The 20,714-nt window shown below is 37.0% G+C and carries 18 protein-coding genes; 6 read left to right on the forward strand and 12 right to left on the reverse strand.

Annotated features, from left to right (window positions below; translation table 11 throughout):
* Window positions 1-212: 212 nt before the first annotated feature.
* The 5 genes from Q0X66_RS06030 to Q0X66_RS06050 all read right to left on the reverse strand — a co-directional run bounded on the left by Q0X66_RS06030 (window position 213) and on the right by Q0X66_RS06050 (window position 4,025).
* Window positions 213-653: an SRPBCC family protein gene (locus Q0X66_RS06030; protein WP_297704288.1), complete on the reverse strand. Its 441-nt coding sequence runs from the start codon at window positions 651-653 to the stop codon at window positions 213-215.
* 155 nt (window positions 654-808) lie between these two features.
* Entirely contained in the window at window positions 809-1,105 is a 297-nt protein-coding gene (locus tag Q0X66_RS06035; protein ID WP_297704290.1) for a hypothetical protein, read from the reverse strand.
* Between the two features lie 144 nt (window positions 1,106-1,249).
* Window positions 1,250-1,927 (reverse strand): SDR family oxidoreductase, encoded by a 678-nt coding sequence (locus Q0X66_RS06040; RefSeq protein WP_366938674.1) that lies wholly within the window; start codon window positions 1,925-1,927, stop codon window positions 1,250-1,252.
* Window positions 1,928-2,122: 195 nt separating this feature from the next.
* The gene (locus Q0X66_RS06045; RefSeq protein WP_297704291.1) at window positions 2,123-3,085 is read right to left on the reverse strand and encodes a hypothetical protein; all 963 of its coding nucleotides are present in this window, start codon (window positions 3,083-3,085) and stop codon (window positions 2,123-2,125) included.
* A 175-nt stretch (window positions 3,086-3,260) separates the two neighbouring features.
* Complete coding sequence (locus tag Q0X66_RS06050) at window positions 3,261-4,025, reverse strand: RluA family pseudouridine synthase (RefSeq protein ID WP_297704314.1); 765 nt, start codon at window positions 4,023-4,025, stop codon at window positions 3,261-3,263.
* Here Q0X66_RS06050 and Q0X66_RS06055 point away from each other — a divergent pair.
* Together Q0X66_RS06055 and Q0X66_RS06060 are read left to right on the forward strand one after the other, a co-directional pair.
* Window positions 3,940-4,275: a hypothetical protein gene (locus tag Q0X66_RS06055; protein ID WP_297704293.1), complete on the forward strand. Its 336-nt coding sequence runs from the start codon at window positions 3,940-3,942 to the stop codon at window positions 4,273-4,275. The two genes, Q0X66_RS06050 and Q0X66_RS06055, sit on opposite strands and share 86 nt — an antisense overlap.
* A gap of 376 nt (window positions 4,276-4,651) precedes the next feature.
* Complete coding sequence (locus Q0X66_RS06060) at window positions 4,652-5,719, forward strand: methyltransferase (protein ID WP_297704295.1); 1,068 nt, start codon at window positions 4,652-4,654, stop codon at window positions 5,717-5,719.
* A gap of 102 nt (window positions 5,720-5,821) precedes the next feature.
* On the opposite strand, the gene rlmF is transcribed toward Q0X66_RS06060, so the two are convergent.
* From rlmF to Q0X66_RS06080, 4 genes are all read right to left on the reverse strand, one after another.
* On the reverse strand, window positions 5,822-6,790 hold the full coding sequence (gene rlmF / locus Q0X66_RS06065) for a 23S rRNA (adenine(1618)-N(6))-methyltransferase RlmF (RefSeq protein WP_297704298.1): 969 nt from the start codon (window positions 6,788-6,790) through the stop codon (window positions 5,822-5,824).
* Window positions 6,791-7,003: 213 nt separating this feature from the next.
* On the reverse strand, window positions 7,004-8,164 hold the full coding sequence (locus Q0X66_RS06070) for an alpha/beta hydrolase-fold protein (protein ID WP_297704300.1): 1,161 nt from the start codon (window positions 8,162-8,164) through the stop codon (window positions 7,004-7,006).
* A gap of 172 nt (window positions 8,165-8,336) precedes the next feature.
* Window positions 8,337-9,830: a HAMP domain-containing sensor histidine kinase gene (locus tag Q0X66_RS06075; RefSeq protein WP_297690574.1), complete on the reverse strand. Its 1,494-nt coding sequence runs from the start codon at window positions 9,828-9,830 to the stop codon at window positions 8,337-8,339.
* Complete coding sequence (locus Q0X66_RS06080; RefSeq protein WP_297690575.1) at window positions 9,827-10,531, reverse strand: response regulator transcription factor; 705 nt, start codon at window positions 10,529-10,531, stop codon at window positions 9,827-9,829. Before Q0X66_RS06080 ends, Q0X66_RS06075 begins: the two co-directional genes overlap by 4 nt.
* A 223-nt stretch (window positions 10,532-10,754) precedes the next feature.
* On the opposite strand from Q0X66_RS06080, the gene Q0X66_RS06085 reads away from it, so the two are divergent.
* Window positions 10,755-12,185, forward strand: coding sequence for a hypothetical protein (locus tag Q0X66_RS06085; RefSeq protein WP_297690576.1), 1,431 nt, complete (start codon window positions 10,755-10,757; stop codon window positions 12,183-12,185).
* 331 nt (window positions 12,186-12,516) lie between these two features.
* Entirely contained in the window at window positions 12,517-13,566 is a 1,050-nt protein-coding gene (locus tag Q0X66_RS06090; RefSeq protein WP_297704302.1) for a DUF3667 domain-containing protein, read from the forward strand.
* A gap of 17 nt (window positions 13,567-13,583) precedes the next feature.
* Here Q0X66_RS06090 and Q0X66_RS06095 read toward each other — a convergent pair whose 3' ends face one another.
* Entirely contained in the window at window positions 13,584-16,037 is a 2,454-nt protein-coding gene (locus Q0X66_RS06095) for a M14 metallopeptidase family protein (RefSeq protein ID WP_297704304.1), read from the reverse strand.
* Between the two features lie 207 nt (window positions 16,038-16,244).
* Between Q0X66_RS06095 and bshC the strand changes: the two genes are divergently transcribed.
* Together bshC and Q0X66_RS06105 are read left to right on the forward strand one after the other, a co-directional pair.
* Complete coding sequence (gene bshC / locus Q0X66_RS06100; RefSeq protein ID WP_297704316.1) at window positions 16,245-17,846, forward strand: bacillithiol biosynthesis cysteine-adding enzyme BshC; 1,602 nt, start codon at window positions 16,245-16,247, stop codon at window positions 17,844-17,846.
* 55 nt (window positions 17,847-17,901) lie between these two features.
* On the forward strand, window positions 17,902-19,272 hold the full coding sequence (locus Q0X66_RS06105; RefSeq protein WP_297704305.1) for an aminotransferase class V-fold PLP-dependent enzyme: 1,371 nt from the start codon (window positions 17,902-17,904) through the stop codon (window positions 19,270-19,272).
* Window positions 19,273-19,284: 12 nt separating this feature from the next.
* Here the strand turns inward: Q0X66_RS06105 and Q0X66_RS06110 are convergent, their stop codons facing one another.
* A complete protein-coding gene (locus Q0X66_RS06110; protein ID WP_297704307.1) occupies window positions 19,285-19,845 on the reverse strand; it encodes a pyridoxamine 5'-phosphate oxidase family protein in 561 nt (186 codons plus the stop codon).
* A 248-nt stretch (window positions 19,846-20,093) separates the two neighbouring features.
* On the reverse strand, window positions 20,094-20,714 hold a 621-nt coding region (locus Q0X66_RS06115; RefSeq protein ID WP_297704309.1), incomplete at its 5' end, for an SIMPL domain-containing protein.

The raw sequence follows: 20,714 nt of genomic DNA on the forward strand, positions 1-20,714 counted from the left end.
TTCTTTTACTTTGTTTGCCGCCAACGTTTTTTGTATGATTTGCCGCAGTGTCAAACAAGTAACAAATTGGAGTGACACGAGCGATGCGAACTTGCGAAGTAATTTACACTAATGAAATTCCGCTGCAACCTGCCTGCCGGCAGGCAGGTTAATTATGCACCCTGTTGGAGGTTGTTTACTTTTTTAATTTATTTTCTTTTTTAGCCTGAATTTTATTGTCTTTCAGCAAATTCTTTAAATTGCTTAAGCCATTTTTCAGCTGGTTTTCGATACATGCTTGGAAATAAAAGTGAAATCAGTTTTGGTATAACCCAATTTATACGAGTGTACTCGTATTCGAATTCATATTTGGTTTTATTCTCATTGAGAGCGACAAAATTACATTTCATTGTGTTATCCATATGTTTATGGTGATAACTAGCCTCAAACGAATGGGGGAGAGCATTTTTGGTTATTGTCTCGACCAGCTCCATTTTGTGCTTTCCGTGTTTGTAAAACATTTTGGACACAGCACCAACTTCACCCTTCTTTCCACTGATCAATTCTTTTTTAACAAATCCATCTTGATATTCTTTTAGGTTCTCCGGATTAGCAAAAAGTGTAGCTACTTTATTTAAAGGCTGATTAATCTCAATAGAACCTTTATGTTTCATTTTGATTTAGTTTAAATAATTTCGGAATAAGTTAATAAAATTACTTCCAACGGGTTCGTATATGAAAAGTAACAAATTTATGTGGGTTATTTTTCAGATTAAAATAAAGTTAGGAGAAAAGAAGCATACTTAAAGTTTAGCTCTTTCCTATTAAATTAATTCATCAATAACCCCAATTTTTTGGTTATCATCCAATCATGCTCTGCTTTGTACATGGACTCTTCATTGTTAAAAAATAAAAGAAAATTTATGGGTACAGCATCTTTCCTATTTTTGATTTCCAAATATTCTAAGTCTGGTGGCATCACCACATCATTTTTAATATATGAATCAGTTATTATTGCCTGATAAGTAATCTTACCCTTCAAAGTTTGAGAATAAGAAAAATTAAAGAATACTATAATTACAAATACTCCAAAAATCTTTTTCATTTTAGTCAGTGTGCTATTCATATTTATTTGGTCTTATTGCAGCTAAGGTATTTGTGTATGATTTGTTCGGAAAATTTGATTTGAATTTGCCTAGTAGTGAATATACGAAAATGTAGAAATTGTTCCTTGTCTTAACTAACAACTGCATGCGTTGTAGCCAGAGTATTAATTCGTTATACCAACTGCTTTATGTAAATACAAATTAGATGTTAAATTTTTTAGTAAAAAATGAGCAACGCTTGCACGGGAAATCATTTTTGTCAAAATATAACTTCCGAGGTTTGGCCCATGTTGGTAATTTGTTCTTTTCCTGCCATTTGTAAGTTGACCTGGGCGGACTATCGTCCAATCTAAATTACTTTGTGCAATGAGTTTTTCTTGCTTGGATTTATCTCTAAAATAGAAAAAAAGTATCACTGGAATTACGAACAAAGTATAATACAAACCAAGTCTAAATCTACTCTCATTAATTCCTAATGACGTAATACAAATAAACCTATCCACTTCTTTTTTTTCCATTGCCCGAATAATATTCATTGTTCCTTTAGATAGGATACTGGTTTTAATAAAGAATTGTTTATGCCCTAATGCAGATAATACAGCATCTTGTCCTTGAACCGCAGTTTCTACATTTTCAAGATTTAAAACATTTCCTTTCAGCACTTTAAGATTTGGATTGTTAATTTTCAATTTATTTGGTTTACGCACCATTACTGTTATGCAATGACCTTCTTCCAGTCCTTGTGATATCAGCAGCCGTCCCGTCTTTCCAGTACCACCAACTATTAAAATATTCATCTTTTTGAGATTAGGTATAGGAGTAAAAATCGTGGATTTAAATATTCTGACATATTTTAATTAACTGAAATGTCGATTGATAGGTATAAACTGTGATTTTGAGCCGAAATAAGGGACTTTTCCCTAATTGTAGTTAACGGTTATTATAATTAAGTAGCGGTTTTCACGCACTAACTTTTAAGACTATTACTGACTTTTGTTTTGTGTTTATACTTTTCTTATAGCGCTTATTTCGTTATTTTATATATACATCTTAAGTTTATCTAATTTAAAATGTTTTAATACTCTCATTGCTCTTAGTGTATTCCATCTACTCGGTTTACCAGTTTTTTCCATTTCAAAGTGTTCTTTTCCGGGATGTTTCGCTTGTACATTCCAGGTAGAATCTTTATTTCGTTTATTTAGTAAAACTTGGATTGCGGGATTCATTCTTTTATCCCACTTATGTTCGGAATATTGGAAATAATCCAACGCTCGCAGAATATTGTACTTCCATCTACTTGGATATGATAAATTCAAAAAGTCTCGCCGAATAATTTCTCCTGTGTGGTCAGAAAGGAATAATTGGTGCATAAGAACGAATTCTTCTGCGCTCTTCTTAGCGCTTTGAAGTTCATTCATGCGATAAGTATATCTAGCTTTCTGAAACTCCATTAATCCTTCAAGAACGGATATGGTAGTATGTAACGAACTATGAATTGCTCCACTTCTTGTTGTTCTACAGTTGAAACCGCCATCTGGCATTAATTCATTCAGAATACTATCTACAACTGAGTGTAATTCTTGTTCTTCAGTTTGGAAATAAGTTGCATAATTTAAAAACATCCCATTTACACAAACATCACTATGATTTGATGTAGAAGGCCCTAATTTAATCCCCCCGTCGATTGCTTTACAAGTATTTAAAGTCAACTCAATAGATTCCTTTGCTTTAGGGTTTTCTGGACTTAAACACAAATTCCGCAGGTCGAGCAAGGTATAATGGGTAGAAGTCCATTTGGGTTGATAAAACTTCACTCCCCAATGACCGTTCGAATTGCGCTTTGACAGGTATTGTCTTCCCCAGCCTTCTTTTGCGATCCGGTTCTGTAGATCTTTCCTGTTATTACCTAATAGATCCCGATAAACCTGAAATTGAACTGAAACGTCACCTTTAAGCAACCATTCTATGATTTGTTGTTCATCCATTCTAATTGCAGTCAACCGTCTTGGCCATGATTACGGTGTTTGTTAGGGGCGAAGCTACCACGATTAGTTGTAGAAATTAACGTTGGCAAAGCGAGCCCTGGCCGTTTAAACATTTAAGCCAAGTTTTAGTTTTATTTAAAAATAGGAAATTTTGAATTGGATTTTAAATTAGCGTAGAATTTTAGCCGTCTTAATAAGTTTCTGCTATTTTAGAAATAAATATTTTCTTAAACTTTTGAGGAAATTCATCTTTGAAATAGACTTGTTTATTTGTAAATGGATGTATAAAATTCAACGAATAGGCATGTAAATACAAGCCCTTGCCACTTAAAATTAAATTTTCAATTCCATATTCTTTGTCTCCTAGTATCGGATTATCGATACTGGACAGATGTTTACGCAATTGATGCCTTCTGCCTGTTTGAGGTTTCAATTTTACCAAGTTGAGTTTACCAAATCTTTTTGAGGAAACAGATTCGAATAATTTATAATTCGATTGTGATTTCTTACCGTCAATTTCTGAAGTGATTTTTCCTCGATCGTTCATTTCACCAATAGTAACTGCAAAATATGTTTTCTCAACCATTTTGTCTTCAAACATTCTATTTAAAGCACGAATACTACTACTCGTTTTTCCAACCAATAAAACACCTGTGGTTGCATAATCTAATCGATGAACAGGCTGAGGTTTTGTAGCGTCAGGAAGATTACTTCGTTGAATGTTTTGAGCCAAGGCGTTGGCAATGGTTTTAAAACTATTGCCGCTGACCAAAATACCAGCAGGTTTATGAATCACTGCTAAATGATCATCTTCATATAGAACTTTAAGTTGAAAGACCAGTTTCTTATTCGGACTGAATTCTTTTGGAATGGATAAACTTATGCACTCACCTCCATTTATTAAAGTAGCCGAAGTAGCAATAACATCATTAACCGTAATGAACTTTTTCTTTATTGCTTTTTTAAGTGCTGATTTCGTTAAAGCTGCAATGAAAATACCAACACCATATTCCTGTATTCGAATTGGAGAAGGTATATTGGGAACAATATGTATTTCGGTTGGATTGATTATGTTTTTAATTTTTGCTAACGATTGGTATAAGCTTAGTTGCGCCTGCCTGCCGCAGGCAGGTGATAAAACTCCTAATTTAGCGAAAACTAAGCTAATGGAAAATCCTCGAGTCCCGATAACTCCTTCTCCATAGTATTACGAAGGAGAAACTATCGGGATTTGTAAGTAGGCTTGAACTAGCAACCTGCCTGCTCTCCTCAGGCGGGCGCGCCCTCCTAAGGCGGGCCTGCCCGCCTCTGGCGGGTAAACCCGGTAGGTTAATTTTATATGGTGTTGGCAATAGTTTTTATCTGGTGTTTTAATTTAAAAAAATTCAGTAAGCTTTTCCAATCAAAAGACCTATGTTTTCTGTTTTATATGTTAATTTGATTCCGGAATCGTAACACGGACTAGCCGCATAAAGTATTGAGCTAGTGCACTAAACAGGTTTATTGATTTTATTTTTATTAACCTCATAAGTCGAAGGGATCAGTTGACAAGACTCCCTTGCTTTATGCAAAAACAAATAGATGACTACAGATATAAATGTAAACAGGCCAGAACCTATTCTGTTTGGAAAACAATTAGAGTTGTTTAATCGAACTTCAGATGTTAAGCTTGCGATTAATGCATTAGAAGCAGGAAAACCTATATTAATAACAGCGTATTATAGCAATGGATTGTTACTTCTAAAGGAGTTGCAGATGCATCTTAAAAGAAAGTTACCCAACAAGTCTTATCAGGAGCAACGGGAGTATCGGTCAGAATATCGTAAACTGTCAAATCTTATTTTAATAGAAATTGTAGATCATAAATTGAATGTAAAAAAATCGCCTTCTATCGGTTGGTTAGAAAAACTTTATCCGGAAACTAGCGATTTCTTATTGTCCTTTCCTCAAGTACAGGGACTCAATAGTTCCTGGCAGTGGTACCAAAAAGGGATCTCCATTCCTGTATTGCGAAATAAAGTACATCCATATTACGGTACTTATTTCCCTACTCGTTTTGATCATTTAAAACTTTTCGACAATTGGTTGAAACGATATAAAGGACCTAAAAAGTCTGCAATAGATGTTGGGATAGGAAGTGGCATACTTTCTTTTCAAATGATAAAGTATGGTTTTCAGAAGGTTTTTGGTACAGACACAAATCCTAATGCAATTGTCGGACTAAGAGAGTTTATGGCGGATACAAAGTTGTCCAGAAAGATAGAATTAGATTTTGGTCATCTTTTTGGTAGTTGGACAAAGCAGACCGAATTGATTGTTTTTAATCCTCCCTGGTTACCAGAAGCTCATAACCCGGATAGAAATGACGAAGCTATTTATTACAGTGAAAATCTATTCCCTGATTTTTTTGCCGGAGCAAAAAAAAGGCTGCTACCTGAAGGAAAGCTCGTAATCTTATTCTCAAATTTAGCTCAAATAACTAATGTAACAAAAGACCATCCAATAGAGAAGGAACTGGGCGAAGGTGGGAGGTTTCAATTGGAAAAATGTTTAAAAAAAACAGTGAAAGCTGCTTCTGAAAAAACCAAACGGGATCAATACTGGCGATCTTCTGAAGAAGTAGAGCTTTGGGTACTGACTAATAAATAAATTTTTAAGGTATTAATGAAATAATATTTTCTCTTAAAAGAATAGTTGAGGTTTAACTGACATAATTTTTAGCGTTTGTTATGCACATGTTATTAGTTAATTCTATAATAGTGTTTTCCATCTAGTTTCGCTCCACTCTTTTCGTTCTTCTTTTGAAAGGAATGTCCAAGCTACAATTCGGCTAGATTTATTACCTGTTCCCATCGGAATCGTTTTGATCTGGTTAGCTTCAGTTTTTTCTAATAGGTTATAAATTCTTGTGAGATTAGATTGTTTTGATACTAAAGTTGAAAACCAGAAACAGTTTTTAGAGAACTTTTCACTTTCTATAATCATATTCTGAATGAATTTATATTCTCCGCCATCACATATAAGTTCATTGCTGATTCCTGCAAAATTGAGTTCAGGTGTTTTTACTTTTTTACCCGATAGATTCTTTATTTTTCTCCGAGTTCCTTTTTGAGCATCTTCAATCGAAGAATGAAAAGGAGGATTACATATAATTAATTCGATTATATCTTCTTTGCCTATTATGCCGTGAAAAACGTCTTTTGAATTTTTTTGTAATCTACATTCGATCTTATCTTTAATTGATGAATTAGAATTGACAATATTCTGCGCTGATGCAATAGATTTTGGATCAATATCAGATCCAATAAATTTCCAGCCGTATTCTGTAACTCCAATAATTGGGTAAATGCAACTAGCCCCAAGACCAATATCAAGACAAGTGATTATATCACCAGTTGGGATTGTTCCAAAATTGTTTTCGGCCAATAAATCAGCCATATGATGAATGTAATCAGCCCTTCCTGGTATGGGGGGACATAAGTTTTCATCCGGGAATTCCCAGTTCTTTATTCCGTAATAATGATTTAGTAACGCTTTGTTTAAAAGTTTGACAGCAAGTGGGTTTGAAAAATCGACTGAATCTTCTCCGAATTTGTTAGGTATTATATGATTTTTTAATTCGGGATTAGAAGTTGTTAATGCACTTAAATCATATCTTTCCCGGTTTTTGTTTCGAGAATGTAGCCTTGCTTTTTTTTGTTTATTTTTTTCTGAAGACATGATTTACTGTGGTTTCATATATAGATTTTTAACATTCTCGCCACTTAATATCCTAATTGTGTATAACGGTTTGTGCATGAAACGTAGCGAGTAAAAAGACGCTAACTTTTCGGATTAACTTTAGAGTCCCGATAGCTCCTTCTCCATAGTATTACGAAGGAGAAGCTATCGGGATGGACTAGGGCTTTTCATAGGATGCATTGTTACAGTCCGTTAATTCTTGTTTTTCGTTCGTTTATCATGTGTTAAAAACCAGTCATATAATTCCTGTCCGGGATATATTAACCAATGTAACCCGTGACCCACATTAGGTGGCATTGTAAATTTCAAATTATTATTTTTCCCTTCTAATCTTTGAACAACTCTTTGTGTTTCCTCAAATTGCACTACTTTATCAATTTTACCATGGAAAGCCCAAATTGGCATATCAACTAGTTTTTCAATATTTTGGTCAAGATATTCTATATGACTTGTAAACCCACTCATTGGTGCTATAGCTGCAAATTTATCAGGATATTTCGTTGCCAAGTACCAAGTTCCAGATCCTCCAAGACTTACACCTGTTAGGTATACTTTATTTATATTTACTCGATATTTTAAAGTTATTTCTTCAAAAAAATTCTCGAACCAGTTATCAGTGGACCATCTAAGATGTAACGGACATTGGGGTGAAGCAATTATAAAAGGAAATTCTCTCCCTCTATAAGTTTGATCAGGTATACCATAAGCATATAACCTGTTTAAATCTGTTCCTCTAGGCGATCCACCATGTAGATAAATTATTAAAGGATAGGTTTTTAAGGTGTCTAATTCATACTCGGGAGGCGTGTAGAGCAAATATTTATAATTGGTGTCTATTGGATTCTTTTTTAACCCTTTCTCCAGAACCATATCACATACCAATTCCCCGTCTTTTGACCATCCGAGGTATGAACCATTCATCTGTCCTTTTCCATTGCCTTCAACATCGGCCTTTATCCACTGACTTCGTTGGCTTAATTGACCATTTGAATACCATTCCTCCATTTGACCATGGAATTTTCCATCAATAAAATTACTTCGAGATTCAAGTTGTCCATTTTTATACCAAGTTTGATAAAGTCCTTGTTTTGTGTTTTTACTGTAGTTACACCAATAATTCTCTTTTAGGTTTTTATTAAATGAACTATAAGTACCCTGCATTTGAATCTGACCATTTTCAAAATAGTCTCTAACATAATATATGCCATTTTTCTTATCAAAACGAATAATACGCTTATAAATAATCGTATCATTTTTGGAAATTGGATGATGCAAATAAAATGTCTCGACCTCTTGGGCTTGAACTGAACAAGTAAAAATGATTAGTGACAATATTAATATAATATTCTTCATTTTTAATGGGCTATAACTAGTTATATGCGCACTAATATATCTTATTATCCCAAAAATTCTTCAGATAAGTATACCTTTTTTGGCTTTTTATCAGATTCCAATAATCCCAGTACGGAATCTTGCAGGACTGCCAGATTTTTTACCAGCCGTTGCAATTAATAGATAAGCAGGTTTATGAAGTAGTATGAACAGGCAGGCTAAAGCTGAAAGCCGTGCCTTCATTTGGCCCACTAAAAACCCGGATACTTGCATTGTGCAGTTCCATGATTTTTTTTACAATAGCCAACCCAAGACCGGATCCCTCTTTCTGCTGTCCTGTTTTCATTTGCCGATAGCGTTCAAAAATAAGGGCTTGATTCTCTTTCTTTATCCCTGGGCCGGAATCTTTGATGATAATTTCAACATCCTTTTCATGGGCGATAATTTTAACCACCACTTCACCATTTTCTGGTGTAAATTTTAAAGCATTATCCATTAAATTCTGAATTGCGCGTTCCACCAAAGAAATATCACCAAAAACCAGAGGAATACCCTCGTTCATTTCTAATTTTAGCTTAATTTTCTTTTGTTTGGCCAATACTTGATAGTTTCTGTGAATGTCGTTCGCAAGTTCACTTATTAAAAATGGTTCTTTCTTAGGTTTAATTTGATTCGCCTCCAATTTGGAATATTCAAATAGCTGGTTGATTAATTTCTTGAGACGTTCTCCACCGGCATTAATTGTTTTTAAGTATTCAATGCGCTGTTCCTTGGTCAATTCAGTGTCCTTTATTTGTAAAGTTTCTATATAACCCTGTATAACGGAGAGCGGCGTGCGAAGATCATGCGAAATGTTAGCTATTAACTCCGTTCGCAGACTTTCTAACGATTTTATTTTATCTATATCTTCTAAAATGGTCTCAGCCATCTTATTATAGGTGGTTGTGACACCTGCCAAATCACTCTTGCTGGCGTTTTTGATACGGTAATTTAAATCGCCATCTTGAAATCGCTTAGAGGCATAAACCAGTTCTCTAAGATTTTTCGTCAGGTACCACACAGACAAAATTCCTAATAAAGCTGCAAAAAACAAGGTCAATAAGGACATCCCCAATCCCAATTTAAGAGCATAGCTACTAAACAACATATTACGGGTTGTGAGGAAGTCTTCACCGGCCAGAATTATGTAGATATAACCTTCTTTACCACCTTTTTTGAATTTAGCAGCAGAAAACACCTTTTTTTTAGAGGAATCTTTAGGGTCTTCTCCCAAGATATACAAGGATCCGCCAGTGGATATAAATTCGTCTATTGGTTCTAAAGATATTTTTTTTTGCCGGGTCTCAGGGGCATTATGGTCTAAAACCACAGAATATTGCACATGTCCTTCTATGTCCAATAAATAGACCTCAATTGCTCTATTTACAGCCATCATATCGTGCATAATATCCCCAAAAAGAGCTTTATTTACATTCCCCAGACTGTCAATAGGGCTAGCATCTACGAATTTCTCGTCAATAAGGTCTTGTGCTAAATGAGCATGTAAACGCTGTGTGGTTTCATAAAAATAGTCATTTGAAAAGTAGATGGTGGCAATGGTATATCCGGTACCTGCCAAAAGTAATATGGACAAAAACGAGAGAACCAGTTTTTTAATCAATCGATTTGAGAGTATCGTATTTTTCATAGCTCTTCATTAAATTTATATCCTACTCCCCAAGTGGTCAAAATAAATATAGGATTGCTCATATCAGGTTCTATTTTAGAACGCAGCCGATTTATATGAGAGTTAACTGTATGTTCATAACCTTTAAAATCATATCCCCAGATGATATTCAATAATTTGGAACGATCATAACTTTTACCAGGGTTAGAGGAAAGTAAAGCCAAAAGTTCAAATTCTTTTGGTGAGAGGTCTATCTTGTTGTCGTTTATACTCACCTTGCGCAATTCTAAATTTATTTGAAGGTTCCCGAAACTCATTATTTTGGTACCAATAGAATTAATTTTGGGTTCTACAGACATTTTTTCTCTTCTAAAAATGGCTTTTACCCTGGCTATGAATTCTCGGATACTAAAAGGTTTGGTAAGGTAATCATCAGCGCCAATTTCTAGGCCTAGCACCTTGTCTATTTCTTCTGATTTCGCCGTAAGCATCAGTATGGGAGATTGTATTGAGTTAGCTCGTATTTTTTGGCATACCTCCAACCCATCCATTTCAGGGAGCATAATATCTAAAATGATCAAATCCGGATCTTCTTCTATCGCCATCCTCAGGCCGGTGGTCCCTTGCATTGCTGCAATGACTTCACATCCTAAATCCTTCAAATGAATTTCCAGTAAATGAATAATTTCGGCATCATCTTCAATGATTAAAACTTTTTTCATACTAATCGAAATAACAAATAAACTATCACAAAATGATCACGGTTTGTATGACCATTGTTATCAATCGTGATACAATTGTCGAATTAGAGCCGCACTACTTTCAAAACCACCCTAGTTTAAGAAATAAATACCTGATTATCAATAAGTAATAAATGTTTATTTTTTTGTGATTTCTCTGTAATACCTTCTAAGTTCCTTTGTTTTAAATTTAAAAAGAAATACAATGAACAAATTAAAAACTGTATTACAAGTATGTATTGTTTCTGCATCTTTAGCCTTAATCACAACAAGTTGCGAAAATGATGATAATGGTGGCATAGAAGAACCAGTGGAAATAAATGCCGGAATTTTATCTGGAGGTCCGTTCACCTTTACGGTTGATGGAATTATCGATATGGTAAGCGGAATTACGTTAGACGCATCAGAGCTTACAGGGAGTATTCAAAACTTTGTAATTACAGATGACGAAAAAAATATATTGGGTCTGCCACCGACCATAGAAGCGGTTGAAGGAGTTGACTTTGACGGAGCAGGGGTAGGTAGTTGCTATATCTATCATATATCCTATGAAACTGGTTTGCTGGGACTAGAGATGGGGGGTACTTTGGATGATCTTATAGGAGATTTTGGTTTATCTAATTTCCTCACCGTTGTTCGTAATGGTCTTAATGCTGGAATATTAAATGGTGGACCATTTGAATTTATTGTAGATGGTTCCCCGGATATGGTTTCGGGCATCACTTTAGATTCAGCTTTGTTAAACGGAGATAACCAAACCTACGTTATTACCGATGAACAAAACAACATATTAGGACTTCCTCCTGCTCTGGAGAATGTGGAAGGTGTAGATTTTGATGGTGCCGGTGCCGGAGTATGTCTGATCTGGCATTTGACTTATGCCAATGGATTAACTGGTTTGGAAGAAGGTAACAATGTATCGGATTTTGAAGGAGGCTATGCCTTGTCAAATTCAATAACGGTAACACGTAACGCCTTGAATGCCGGGATAATTGCAGGGGGTTCTTTTGAGTTTACCGTAGATGGAAATCCTGATATGGTTAGTGGGATTGTACTGGATGAAACTGACTTGACCGGAACAAATCAAACCTATGTCATCACTGATGATCAGAACAATATTTTGGGACTTCCTCCTGCCCTGGAGAATGTGGAAGGAGTAGATTTTGATGGAGCCGGCGCAGGGGTATGTCTTATTTGGCATTTAACGTATGAAGATGGTTTAACAGGACTTGTTGCCGGAAATAATGTATCTGATCTTGATGGATTTTATGGTTTATCCAACAGTATTCAAGTTACCAGAAAGTCCCTGGATGCGGGAACCCTTGAAGGCGGACCTTTCAATTTTATTGTTGATGGCACACCCGATATGGTTAACGGCATTACATTAAATAGTGCTAACCTGAGCGGTTCTAATCAAACTTATGTCATTACAGATAACAACTTGAATATCTTAGGTTTACCACCTGCGTTAGTAAATTTAGAAGCTGTAGATTTTGATGGCGCCGGGGTCGGGACATGTCTTATTTGGCATTTAACCTATGAAGACGGACTTGCAGGATTAGAGATGGGAATGAACGCCGCAGATTTAGATGGCTTCTTTGATCTCTCGAACTCTATTATAGTAACACGGGATTAAGATTTGAACTATTATGAAAAAGGAAATTTGATTGGTTATTTCATGAAGCGGAAAGGCCCAGATGATTGTCTGGGCTTTTTTATGCCAGGAACTTAAATATGTTCAAAGCAAACATTTACGCCATTCTTAATATTAATACAACCCCTCCTTAAATTGGCATAGTATCCTTATGTGAAGCCATAGACTAAGTTCTGAATTCGCATATTGAACCTATTTTATAAACGTACCCTTTCTCAGAAAGGCAATTGCAGTTCTAAACATAGTAATGCGCCTCTAAACAAGAAACTTTGCGGTATCACAGCTTTTTGTATTTTTAAACAAAGTTTTTTATATGCCAACCACCGAACAGTGTAAAAACTGCGAAAATTTTTTTGATGAATCTTTTGAGTATTGTCCATACTGTGGTCAGGAAGCGGCAGATAACCTTACCATTGGGGTTCTCTTTAGCAATACCATAGATAATTACATCTCTATAGATGCCCGGTTCTTCAGGAGTTTTGGAACTCTTATGCTAAAACCGGGAGTACTGGCCCGGCGGTTTGTTGATGGGAAACGTCTCAAATATTTGCATCCTGCTCAATTTTACCTCTTTATCTCGGTCATTTTCTTTTTTATCTTCTCTTTTACAATACGTAAGGCAGATAATGAAGTTTCCGAGGCAATCAAAAAAGGCTTTGAAACGGAGATTACCCTGGATTCTATTCCGTTAAAAACTGATTCTCTAGGAATAGCCGAAGCCAAAAAAGCCCTGAAAAAAAATCAAAAAATTATTGGAATATCAGATAAAGATATGGCCGAAATAGACTCGGTAATGGCATCAGATCCGCAGGCAGTCAATATGTCCTTCGGTTTTGAGCGCGAGAAGTTAGACTCCCTTATCGCTGCAGGTGCCCCATTAGATCTAAAATATAAGGCCATGGGAATGAAGGAAGATGCAAATGCCTTTAACCGCAGGTTCTATGCCCAAGTACTGAAGTTTTATGAAAAACAAGGTGGGGGTATACTTCAGGCCCTATATGATACTATTCCTATTGCTATGTTTCTCCTATTGCCACTTTTTGCCGTACTTCTGAAATTGTTTTACTGGAAACCGGCCACCTTTGCGCACCATGTGGTGTTTAGCTTTTATTTTTTCACTTTTATATTCACCACGTTTTGCACCATTCTCCTGGTGAATAAAGTATGGGAGATACCCATTTGGTTAGAAGTGCTCATTTGCTTCTCTTTTGTTATATACCTAATGCTTGCCCTGCGAAATTTTTACAAGAGTTCATGGGTGGGTGCTTTTTTTAAAGCCAGTATTATCTCCTTCCTGTATGTGCTCATTATTTTACCAGTGGCTACAATTGGAATTATTTTGGTGTCCTTTATGTTGTACTAATTTTTTGCCTACAAGAACTATTTTGCCATAAAAAGTGCATTCACAAAAAAGAGTTTTCCATTTTCCCAGAATCCACGGAATAGAGGGTTATCCACCATGTAAACTACCTGTCCCTTACCGTGCTTCTCTACACCAAAAACAAGGCTTTTAGACATTTTTTTCTGTGCTACACAGCCTGCAAAACCAGCTACTGGCACAGTATTCGTGGAAATATAAGCCACTGTACCGCTTTCCAGGTAGTCGTAGCTACCATTTCCAAGTTTAAGGCTAAAATAGGTGTCCGTATACCCAAAGGCCAGTGGATGTGTAGTATCTACCCGTGTTTTAAAGATGGCACCAGAAATCTCGTTTTTCATCTCTTCTCGCCGTAAGTTCTCATAGGGCTCCACTAGATTTACCGTACTATCATTTTCCTTTTCCCTGGCAGATATCCTAAATCCGTCCTCTCCGTCCAAAGAGGCAATAGCCTTCCCCATGGCAATAAGCCTGCCACCCCGGCTTACCCACTCTTTGAGTTGACTGAGCATGGTTTTATCCATAAATCGCTTATAACCAGTACCTCCCGGGAGAATCAATACCTCGTAGTTGGAAAGCGCTAACTCATTTAAATAATTCGCATCCAGAATAGTTAACGGATAATGCAACTGCTGCTCAAAGAAATGCCATATCTCACCAAAACGTAAAGTAGAGGTTGGCTCACCGGCAAGAACCGCCACTTTTACCGCAGGGATCATTTGCACGTAGCTAGACCCAAAGTCTTTTCCCTCATCTACAAAACCACTACTAACTGCTGTGAGTGTTTTATGATGTTTTTCGGCAACCTCACTCAGGATTTTGGTAAATTCCAAATTATTTTCATTATCAGCTTTCGTAATGATAAGACTTCCTCGGTCATGTCTTTTTCCTTCCAGGGTGAAGGGCTTTTGAGCCTGTCGTACTCTAATGTTTCTTTCAAGTAATTCGCTTAAAAATCGGGCATCGTCCATACCGTTCCATTCCGTCAGGAAGGCGTATGTATTTTTACTTAATGCTTCCTTTTTAAATGAATTTTCTGTCTTTGAAGTTCCGTTTATCAAGTTTTCGGAAGCAATAGCATCTAATCCGTAGGCATAAGGCAGGGACCATGCAGTTATATCATAGGATAGTGAATCACTCAATTTGGCATTGGGTTCAAAAAGTACTTTAACCAGGGTCCCCCGCGCCTGGTTTGTAGAAATGATAATACTTTCAGAATTGGTCTTTAAACTCCCTGTTTTACCGCTTTTATAGTCAAACCCTTTTACAATAGCACCGGTTCCGTAGCTATAATTTAACTGATGCCGGTCCAGAAGTTCCGTAAGTGTTCTCAAATGATCTTCCTGTCCTTTCAGGATATAACTTTTGTATTTATAATTTTTAGGTTGAAAGAATTTTTGATACTCCTCATTTAGTTTTGCCACGTTGTTCGTGGCAACTTCCACGGTAGAGATTCCTGTAGTATGATGGTGCACAATACGGTCTTTTAACGTCAGGGTATCTCCATTCCCGGTAATGACTCCAAGTCCGGCCCTGCCTCCGCCACCCTGCTCATAGGTCATACCAATGGCGCCGTTATATGTAGGGTAGGTATCACCGTAGCTGGGGTAAAAAAGATCAAAGCGTTCTTTTGTAAAGTAGAACCAACCGTTGGCGTCAAAATATTTTGCATGGTTCTTTCCTATGGTCACCTGAAAATCTCGCTGAAAATCTGTAATCACTTCATGAAACGGTTCTGCAGCCGGTGCAAAATAATAGGGAGAATCAATGCCCTGTTCATGGAAATCTACATGTATATGCGGGAGCCATTTGTTGTAATAGCGAAGCCTTTGCCGGCTTTCTAACTGGGTAAGCCAGGCCCAATCCCGGTTTAAATCGAACATATAGTGATTGCTGCGTCCGCTCCACCAGCCTTCATAATGTTCCTTGCTCTCCGGATTTAACTGATAAGGTGTGTTTTTAAATTGATTGTACCAGTTCACATACCTGTCACGCCCGTCCGGGTTAATACAGGGGTCAATAATTACTACGGTGTTTTCCAGATAGGACTGTTTGCTGGTTAATAATTCATAAATGGTTTGCATAGAAGCCTCTGTGCCCGCACTTTCATTTCCATGAACATTATAGCTTAGCCATACTATGGCCTTTGTAGATTTACCCTCGCCACTTGTGCTATTAAGATGTTCCTTACGGATGGCTTCCAGATTTTCCATATTAGCTGATGAGGAAAGATAGGCCAAAAGCAGCGGCCTTTGTTCATTTGTTTTTCCGTATTCATTTATTTGCATACGGTCTTTAGCGGCCACAGACAGATACTGGTAATAGTCTACTACCTGATGATGGCGCGTAAATTGCGTGCCAAGCTCATATCCCAGGAATTCTGAGGGCGATTTTAGTTCTTGTGCACTTAAAGCGATTGTAATTAGCAGGACCAATACGGGTAAAATTCGCTTCATAAACCGGGGTTTCCAATTAGGATGCTAAAGCTAAGGATTATTAAGGAAATCACATTTTAAGTTCGGTGTTATTCGTTTATGGGTCGGCAAGTTACAAGGCTTAAAGGGAATTGGTTCATCATTTCTATGTAGTTAATACATCTTAACGTATTTTTGGGAAGAGTAAAACCCGATAATTTTATCTTTGATCGGATCTTAGAAGTTTCTATGAAAGTAGACTGTATACCATTTAAAAACACCGGATATTTTTCTTCACTTATTTCCGACTATCTGGACGAAAACAAGAAGCTAAAACCCTTTTACAACAGGTTTCCTAAAATTGAAGAGTTTAGGGCTCAAATAGAGGAGAAGTCCAATTCGTATCCACAGACTAGCAGGAAAACACTTAATCAGGTACTTCAAGAACAATACCAGGGTGTAAAGGCTTCAAAATCTACATTATCCAATATTTCAGCTTTATCGCAGAGCGAAACCTTTACCGTGGCCACAGGACATCAGCTTAATATATTTACAGGTCCGCTATATTTTTTATATAAGATTATCAGTACAATAAATCTTGCAAAAGCTTTAAAAAAAGCCTATCCCAGGAATACTTTTGTACCGGTATACTGGATGGCCACAGAAGATCATGATTTTGATGAGATTAATTATTTTAATCTGCACAATAAAAAGTTACAATGGAATCGCGATTCCTCCGGAGCTGTAGGAAGGTTAAGTACTAAAGGATTAGAGGCTGTATTTGACACTTTTTCTAAAGAAGTGGGCCATAATACCAAAGCAGAAACTCTTAAGAATCTTTTCAAAAAAGCCTACCTGGAGCACAATTCACTTTCTGAGGCTACCAGATATCTGGCCAATAGCCTCTTTGGAGAGTACGGTTTGGTAATTGTGGATGGTGACGACCTTAAACTAAAAAACCTTTTCGCACCCTATATAAAGAATGATATCCTTGAAAACCAGTCTTTTACAAAAGTAAATGAGACTATTGCTGCCCTGGAATCTGTGTCTCCTTCATACAACATTCAAGTAAACCCAAGGGAGATCAATCATTTTTATTTAAAGGATGGTTTACGGGAAAGACTGCTCGAAAAAGAAGACCTTTTTTATGTTAACAATACTGATATTAAATTTACAAAGGATGAAATTATGATGGAACTGGATACCCATCCTGAAAGATTTTCACCTAATGTGGTTACCAGGCCCATTTACCAGGAAGTGGTCCTTCCTAACCTTTGTTATATTGGCGGAGGAGGCGAGTTGGCCTATTGGCTCGAGCTTAAATCGTCTTTTGACGCCATAAAAGTTCCATTTCCCATCTTGCTGTTGCGAAATTCGGCCCTGATGATATCAGAAAAGGAGAATAAAAAAATAAAGAAATTAGACCTTATTCCGACAGATTTGTTTTTAAAGCAAAACAGTCTTATTAATAAAAGAATAAGGGAAATTTCCAATATTGATATTGATTTTTCCAGTCAAAGGGAGCATCTGAGTAATCAGTTTGAAGCGCTTTACCTATTGGCCGAAGAAACAGACAAATCCTTCCTGGGAGCGGTAAAGGCGCAGGAAGTAAAGCAATTAAACGGACTCAACCATCTGGAAAAACGATTATTAAAAGCCCAGAAACTAAAACTTAAAGACCAGGTAGTTAGACTTACAGCACTCCAGAACCAGTTATTCCCTAATCAATCCCTGCAAGAACGCTCTCTGAATTTTTCAGAACTCTATCTGGAATTGGGTGACAAGCTTATCCCTTTTTTACTAAATGCCCTGAATCCCCTAAAGCAGGAATTTTTAGTGTTAAAATACTAAGCCAATTAATGGCATAGGTTTCATTTCCAGTGTACTTTTGATAAAAACTTAGCTCATGCATAATGTGGATATAGAATTGGTAGAGATGACCCTCGATGTCATGAAATATGCAATTCATAGAATTACCAATGAGTCCCCGGAATTAGGATCACCCAGGAAGGAAGAGGAATTAAAGAAGCAGGTAGGGGAGACCATTACTCCTTCCGGAATAGGTGGAGAGAACGCCTTTCATCTTTTTCGTGATGTATTGGTAAAAGCAACCGTTCCAATAGATCATCCAAGGCATCTGGCTTTTGTTCCTGCAGCTCCCACACGTGCAGCCATCATGTTTGACCTGGTTACCTCGGCCTCCAGTATACATGGAGCCTATTGGATGGAAGGTGCAGGAGGCATTTTCTGTGAGAATGAGGCTATGCGATGGCTTGTAGAGCTAACGGGCATGCCCGAAAATGCTTTTGGTGTTTTCACCAGCGGGGGTTCAGCTGCAAATCTATCGGCTATGGTAACGGCCCGTGAATATTGGAGAAAGACTAAGGAGAATCAGAATAAAAAAGGTTGCCTCATTACTTCGGTGGGTGCACATTCTTCTATTAAAGCCATGGCTAAGGTAATTGATGCCGATGTTCTCCTGGTGGAAACAGATGATCTGATGAATGCCGAAGCCCTGCAGGGGAAAATTGATTCCCTGGATAAAGGCACCATGGAAAGGGTATTTGCAGTGGTGGCTACCGGGGGTACTACCAATGCGGGGATTGTTGATGACCTGAATGGTATTGCAAAAATTTGTAAGGAACTTAAGCTTTGGTTCCACGTAGATGCAGCTTATGGTGGTGGTGCTCTTGCGGCAGATTCTGTCAGGCATCTGTTTAATGGGATTGAAAAAGCGGACAGTATTACTATAGATCCACATAAATGGCTGTTCTCCCCCTATGATTGTGGAGCTATTATCTACAAGGATCCTGAATTGGCTAAAACAGCACATTCCCAGGAAGGTTCTTATCTGGATATCATAAAAGACCCCGGAGCACACGGGTTTAATCCAGCAGATTATCAAATACAATTGACCAGAAGATTACGGGGATTACCGTTGTGGTTTTCACTTGCCACACACGGAACTGATAAGTATAAATGGGCTGTGGAACGAGGAATTGAATTGGCTAATTTAGCCGGAGAATTAATTTCATCCAGGCCGGAATTGGAATTGATTCGACCCCCAAGCCTTTCATGTGTACTGTTCAGACGTAAAGGTTGGTCTGCAAATGAATATAATAACTGGACCTATACCAATCACAGGGAGGGGATTGCCCTGGTGACACCCAGTAAATGGAAAACCAAAGAAGGTTTTGAAACGGTAGCCCGGTTTTGTTTTATTAATCCGGATACAACTGGAGAGGATATAAAAGTTATTCTGGATACTATGAAATAAACTGAGCCGGTTTTATGGGACAAGGAATTCTCCGCTCCAAAGTTCTTCCCTCTTGGAAAACCGAACCCTAAGATGCTCTGGTTGTTGTAATTTCAGGTATTCAATTTTATAAGGGGTAATTTCAACCACACAGAAGTGATTTTCCTTCTTAAGATATTCAATTACCTTAGGATCTTCCAAAGGTGTACCCGGAGCCAGGGTTGTGGTATAATCCTTGCGAGCTTTTTCAGGAATACCATTATTATAAGTTTCTTCTATTGCCTTTCCTTTAATTATGTTGGCAATGCCTTCAATTTTTATTTGTAAGAGCTTATCAGGATTGTAAAATAACAACCCGACCTTATTGTTTTCCTTTATATGAATAATTTTTTTTGAGCGAAAATCAGTATAAAAAGAAAGTTGGAGTTCATCAGAAACCTTTCTTAAAACCAATGTTCTTTGCCTGGTTAAACGGTCCAAACCCACTGTACCCAGGGTAAAGTAGCGAAAAGGATGCGATTTTTGTGTGCTTCCATTTTTTAGTTCTTCCTGTAAAATTTTAAAAATCTGATCTGTTCTTTCTGTATTTTTCATCTATATAAAGATAAAAAAATTAAAAATTAGGTAGGGTATTTTTAGAGAAGATTGTTATATATATAAATTGCTATGAAAAAGTTCATTTTTTATAGATAAAATTGTGTCATAACAAGTTCATGTGTTTAGGTTGGTTTTTGATTTGAAAAGCCCTGACGATCGTCGTCGGGGCTTTTTCTTTTAACTTTTTTCACCAATCATTTAATATAGTTATATAAATAGTTACTGTAGTTCTAAGACTGAAGTACTTATTTAACCTTGTACTCAAGGCGCATAGTGATAGAAGCAGTCTTCTTTTTAGCTGATGTATTATATGCCCCACCCCAGCTGTAATCCTCGTCTGAATTTTGACCGGTTATTTGAAAAACACCCATTCGGGCAGTAATAAGATCGCCCAGAGTACCTCCGGAATTCTCAGCTATTTTTTCAGCGCGGATACGTGCATCTTCTGTAGCCTTCGAAATCATTTTAATTTTAAGATCAGATAATTTTGTGTAATAATAACGAGGAGGTGAGGAATTAAACTGAACTCCTTTATTTAAAAGTTCCGTGATCTCACGGGCTACTTTTTCTACCAGAGCCACATCACCCGATTCTATTTGAACAGATTGTGATAACTCGTACCCCCGGAAGATTGTACCAACAAAATTTCCGTTTTCGTATTTATTGTCGCGTTGTTCACTCGTCTGTACAGAATTAAAAATTATGTTATCCGGGCCTATTCCTTTAGATACCAGATAATCCTTCACTATTTCTTTATCATCCTCTAATTGTTCAAAAGCCGTCTTTAAAACAGTATTAAAGGCAACAAAACGTCCTTCCCATACAATAAGGTCTGAAGTAAAGTTCTCATTTCCCAGCCCCGTAAT

The sequence above is a fragment of the uncultured Eudoraea sp. genome (assembly GCF_947260015.1).
GTDB lineage: Bacteria > Bacteroidota > Bacteroidia > Flavobacteriales > Flavobacteriaceae > Eudoraea.

Coding starts and splice junctions, on each gene's coding strand:
- Q0X66_RS06080 (WP_297690575.1), bottom strand. CDS start 10,531: ATGAAAAAAGTTTTAATCATTGAAGATGATGCCGAAATTATTCATTTA.
- bshC (WP_297704316.1), top strand. CDS start 16,245: ATGAAAGTAGACTGTATACCATTTAAAAACACCGGATATTTTTCTTCA.
- Q0X66_RS06060 (WP_297704295.1), top strand. CDS start 4,652: ATGACTACAGATATAAATGTAAACAGGCCAGAACCTATTCTGTTTGGA.
- Q0X66_RS06030 (WP_297704288.1), bottom strand. CDS start 653: ATGAAACATAAAGGTTCTATTGAGATTAATCAGCCTTTAAATAAAGTA.
- Q0X66_RS06095 (WP_297704304.1), bottom strand. CDS start 16,037: ATGAAGCGAATTTTACCCGTATTGGTCCTGCTAATTACAATCGCTTTA.
- Q0X66_RS06070 (WP_297704300.1), bottom strand. CDS start 8,164: ATGAAGAATATTATATTAATATTGTCACTAATCATTTTTACTTGTTCA.
- Q0X66_RS06105 (WP_297704305.1), top strand. CDS start 17,902: ATGCATAATGTGGATATAGAATTGGTAGAGATGACCCTCGATGTCATG.
- Q0X66_RS06085 (WP_297690576.1), top strand. CDS start 10,755: ATGAACAAATTAAAAACTGTATTACAAGTATGTATTGTTTCTGCATCT.
- rlmF (WP_297704298.1), bottom strand. CDS start 6,790: ATGTCTTCAGAAAAAAATAAACAAAAAAAAGCAAGGCTACATTCTCGA.
- Q0X66_RS06055 (WP_297704293.1), top strand. CDS start 3,940: ATGGATAAACTTATGCACTCACCTCCATTTATTAAAGTAGCCGAAGTA.
- Q0X66_RS06075 (WP_297690574.1), bottom strand. CDS start 9,830: ATGAAAAATACGATACTCTCAAATCGATTGATTAAAAAACTGGTTCTC.
- Q0X66_RS06035 (WP_297704290.1), bottom strand. CDS start 1,105: ATGAATAGCACACTGACTAAAATGAAAAAGATTTTTGGAGTATTTGTA.
- Q0X66_RS06110 (WP_297704307.1), bottom strand. CDS start 19,845: ATGAAAAATACAGAAAGAACAGATCAGATTTTTAAAATTTTACAGGAA.
- Q0X66_RS06090 (WP_297704302.1), top strand. CDS start 12,517: ATGCCAACCACCGAACAGTGTAAAAACTGCGAAAATTTTTTTGATGAA.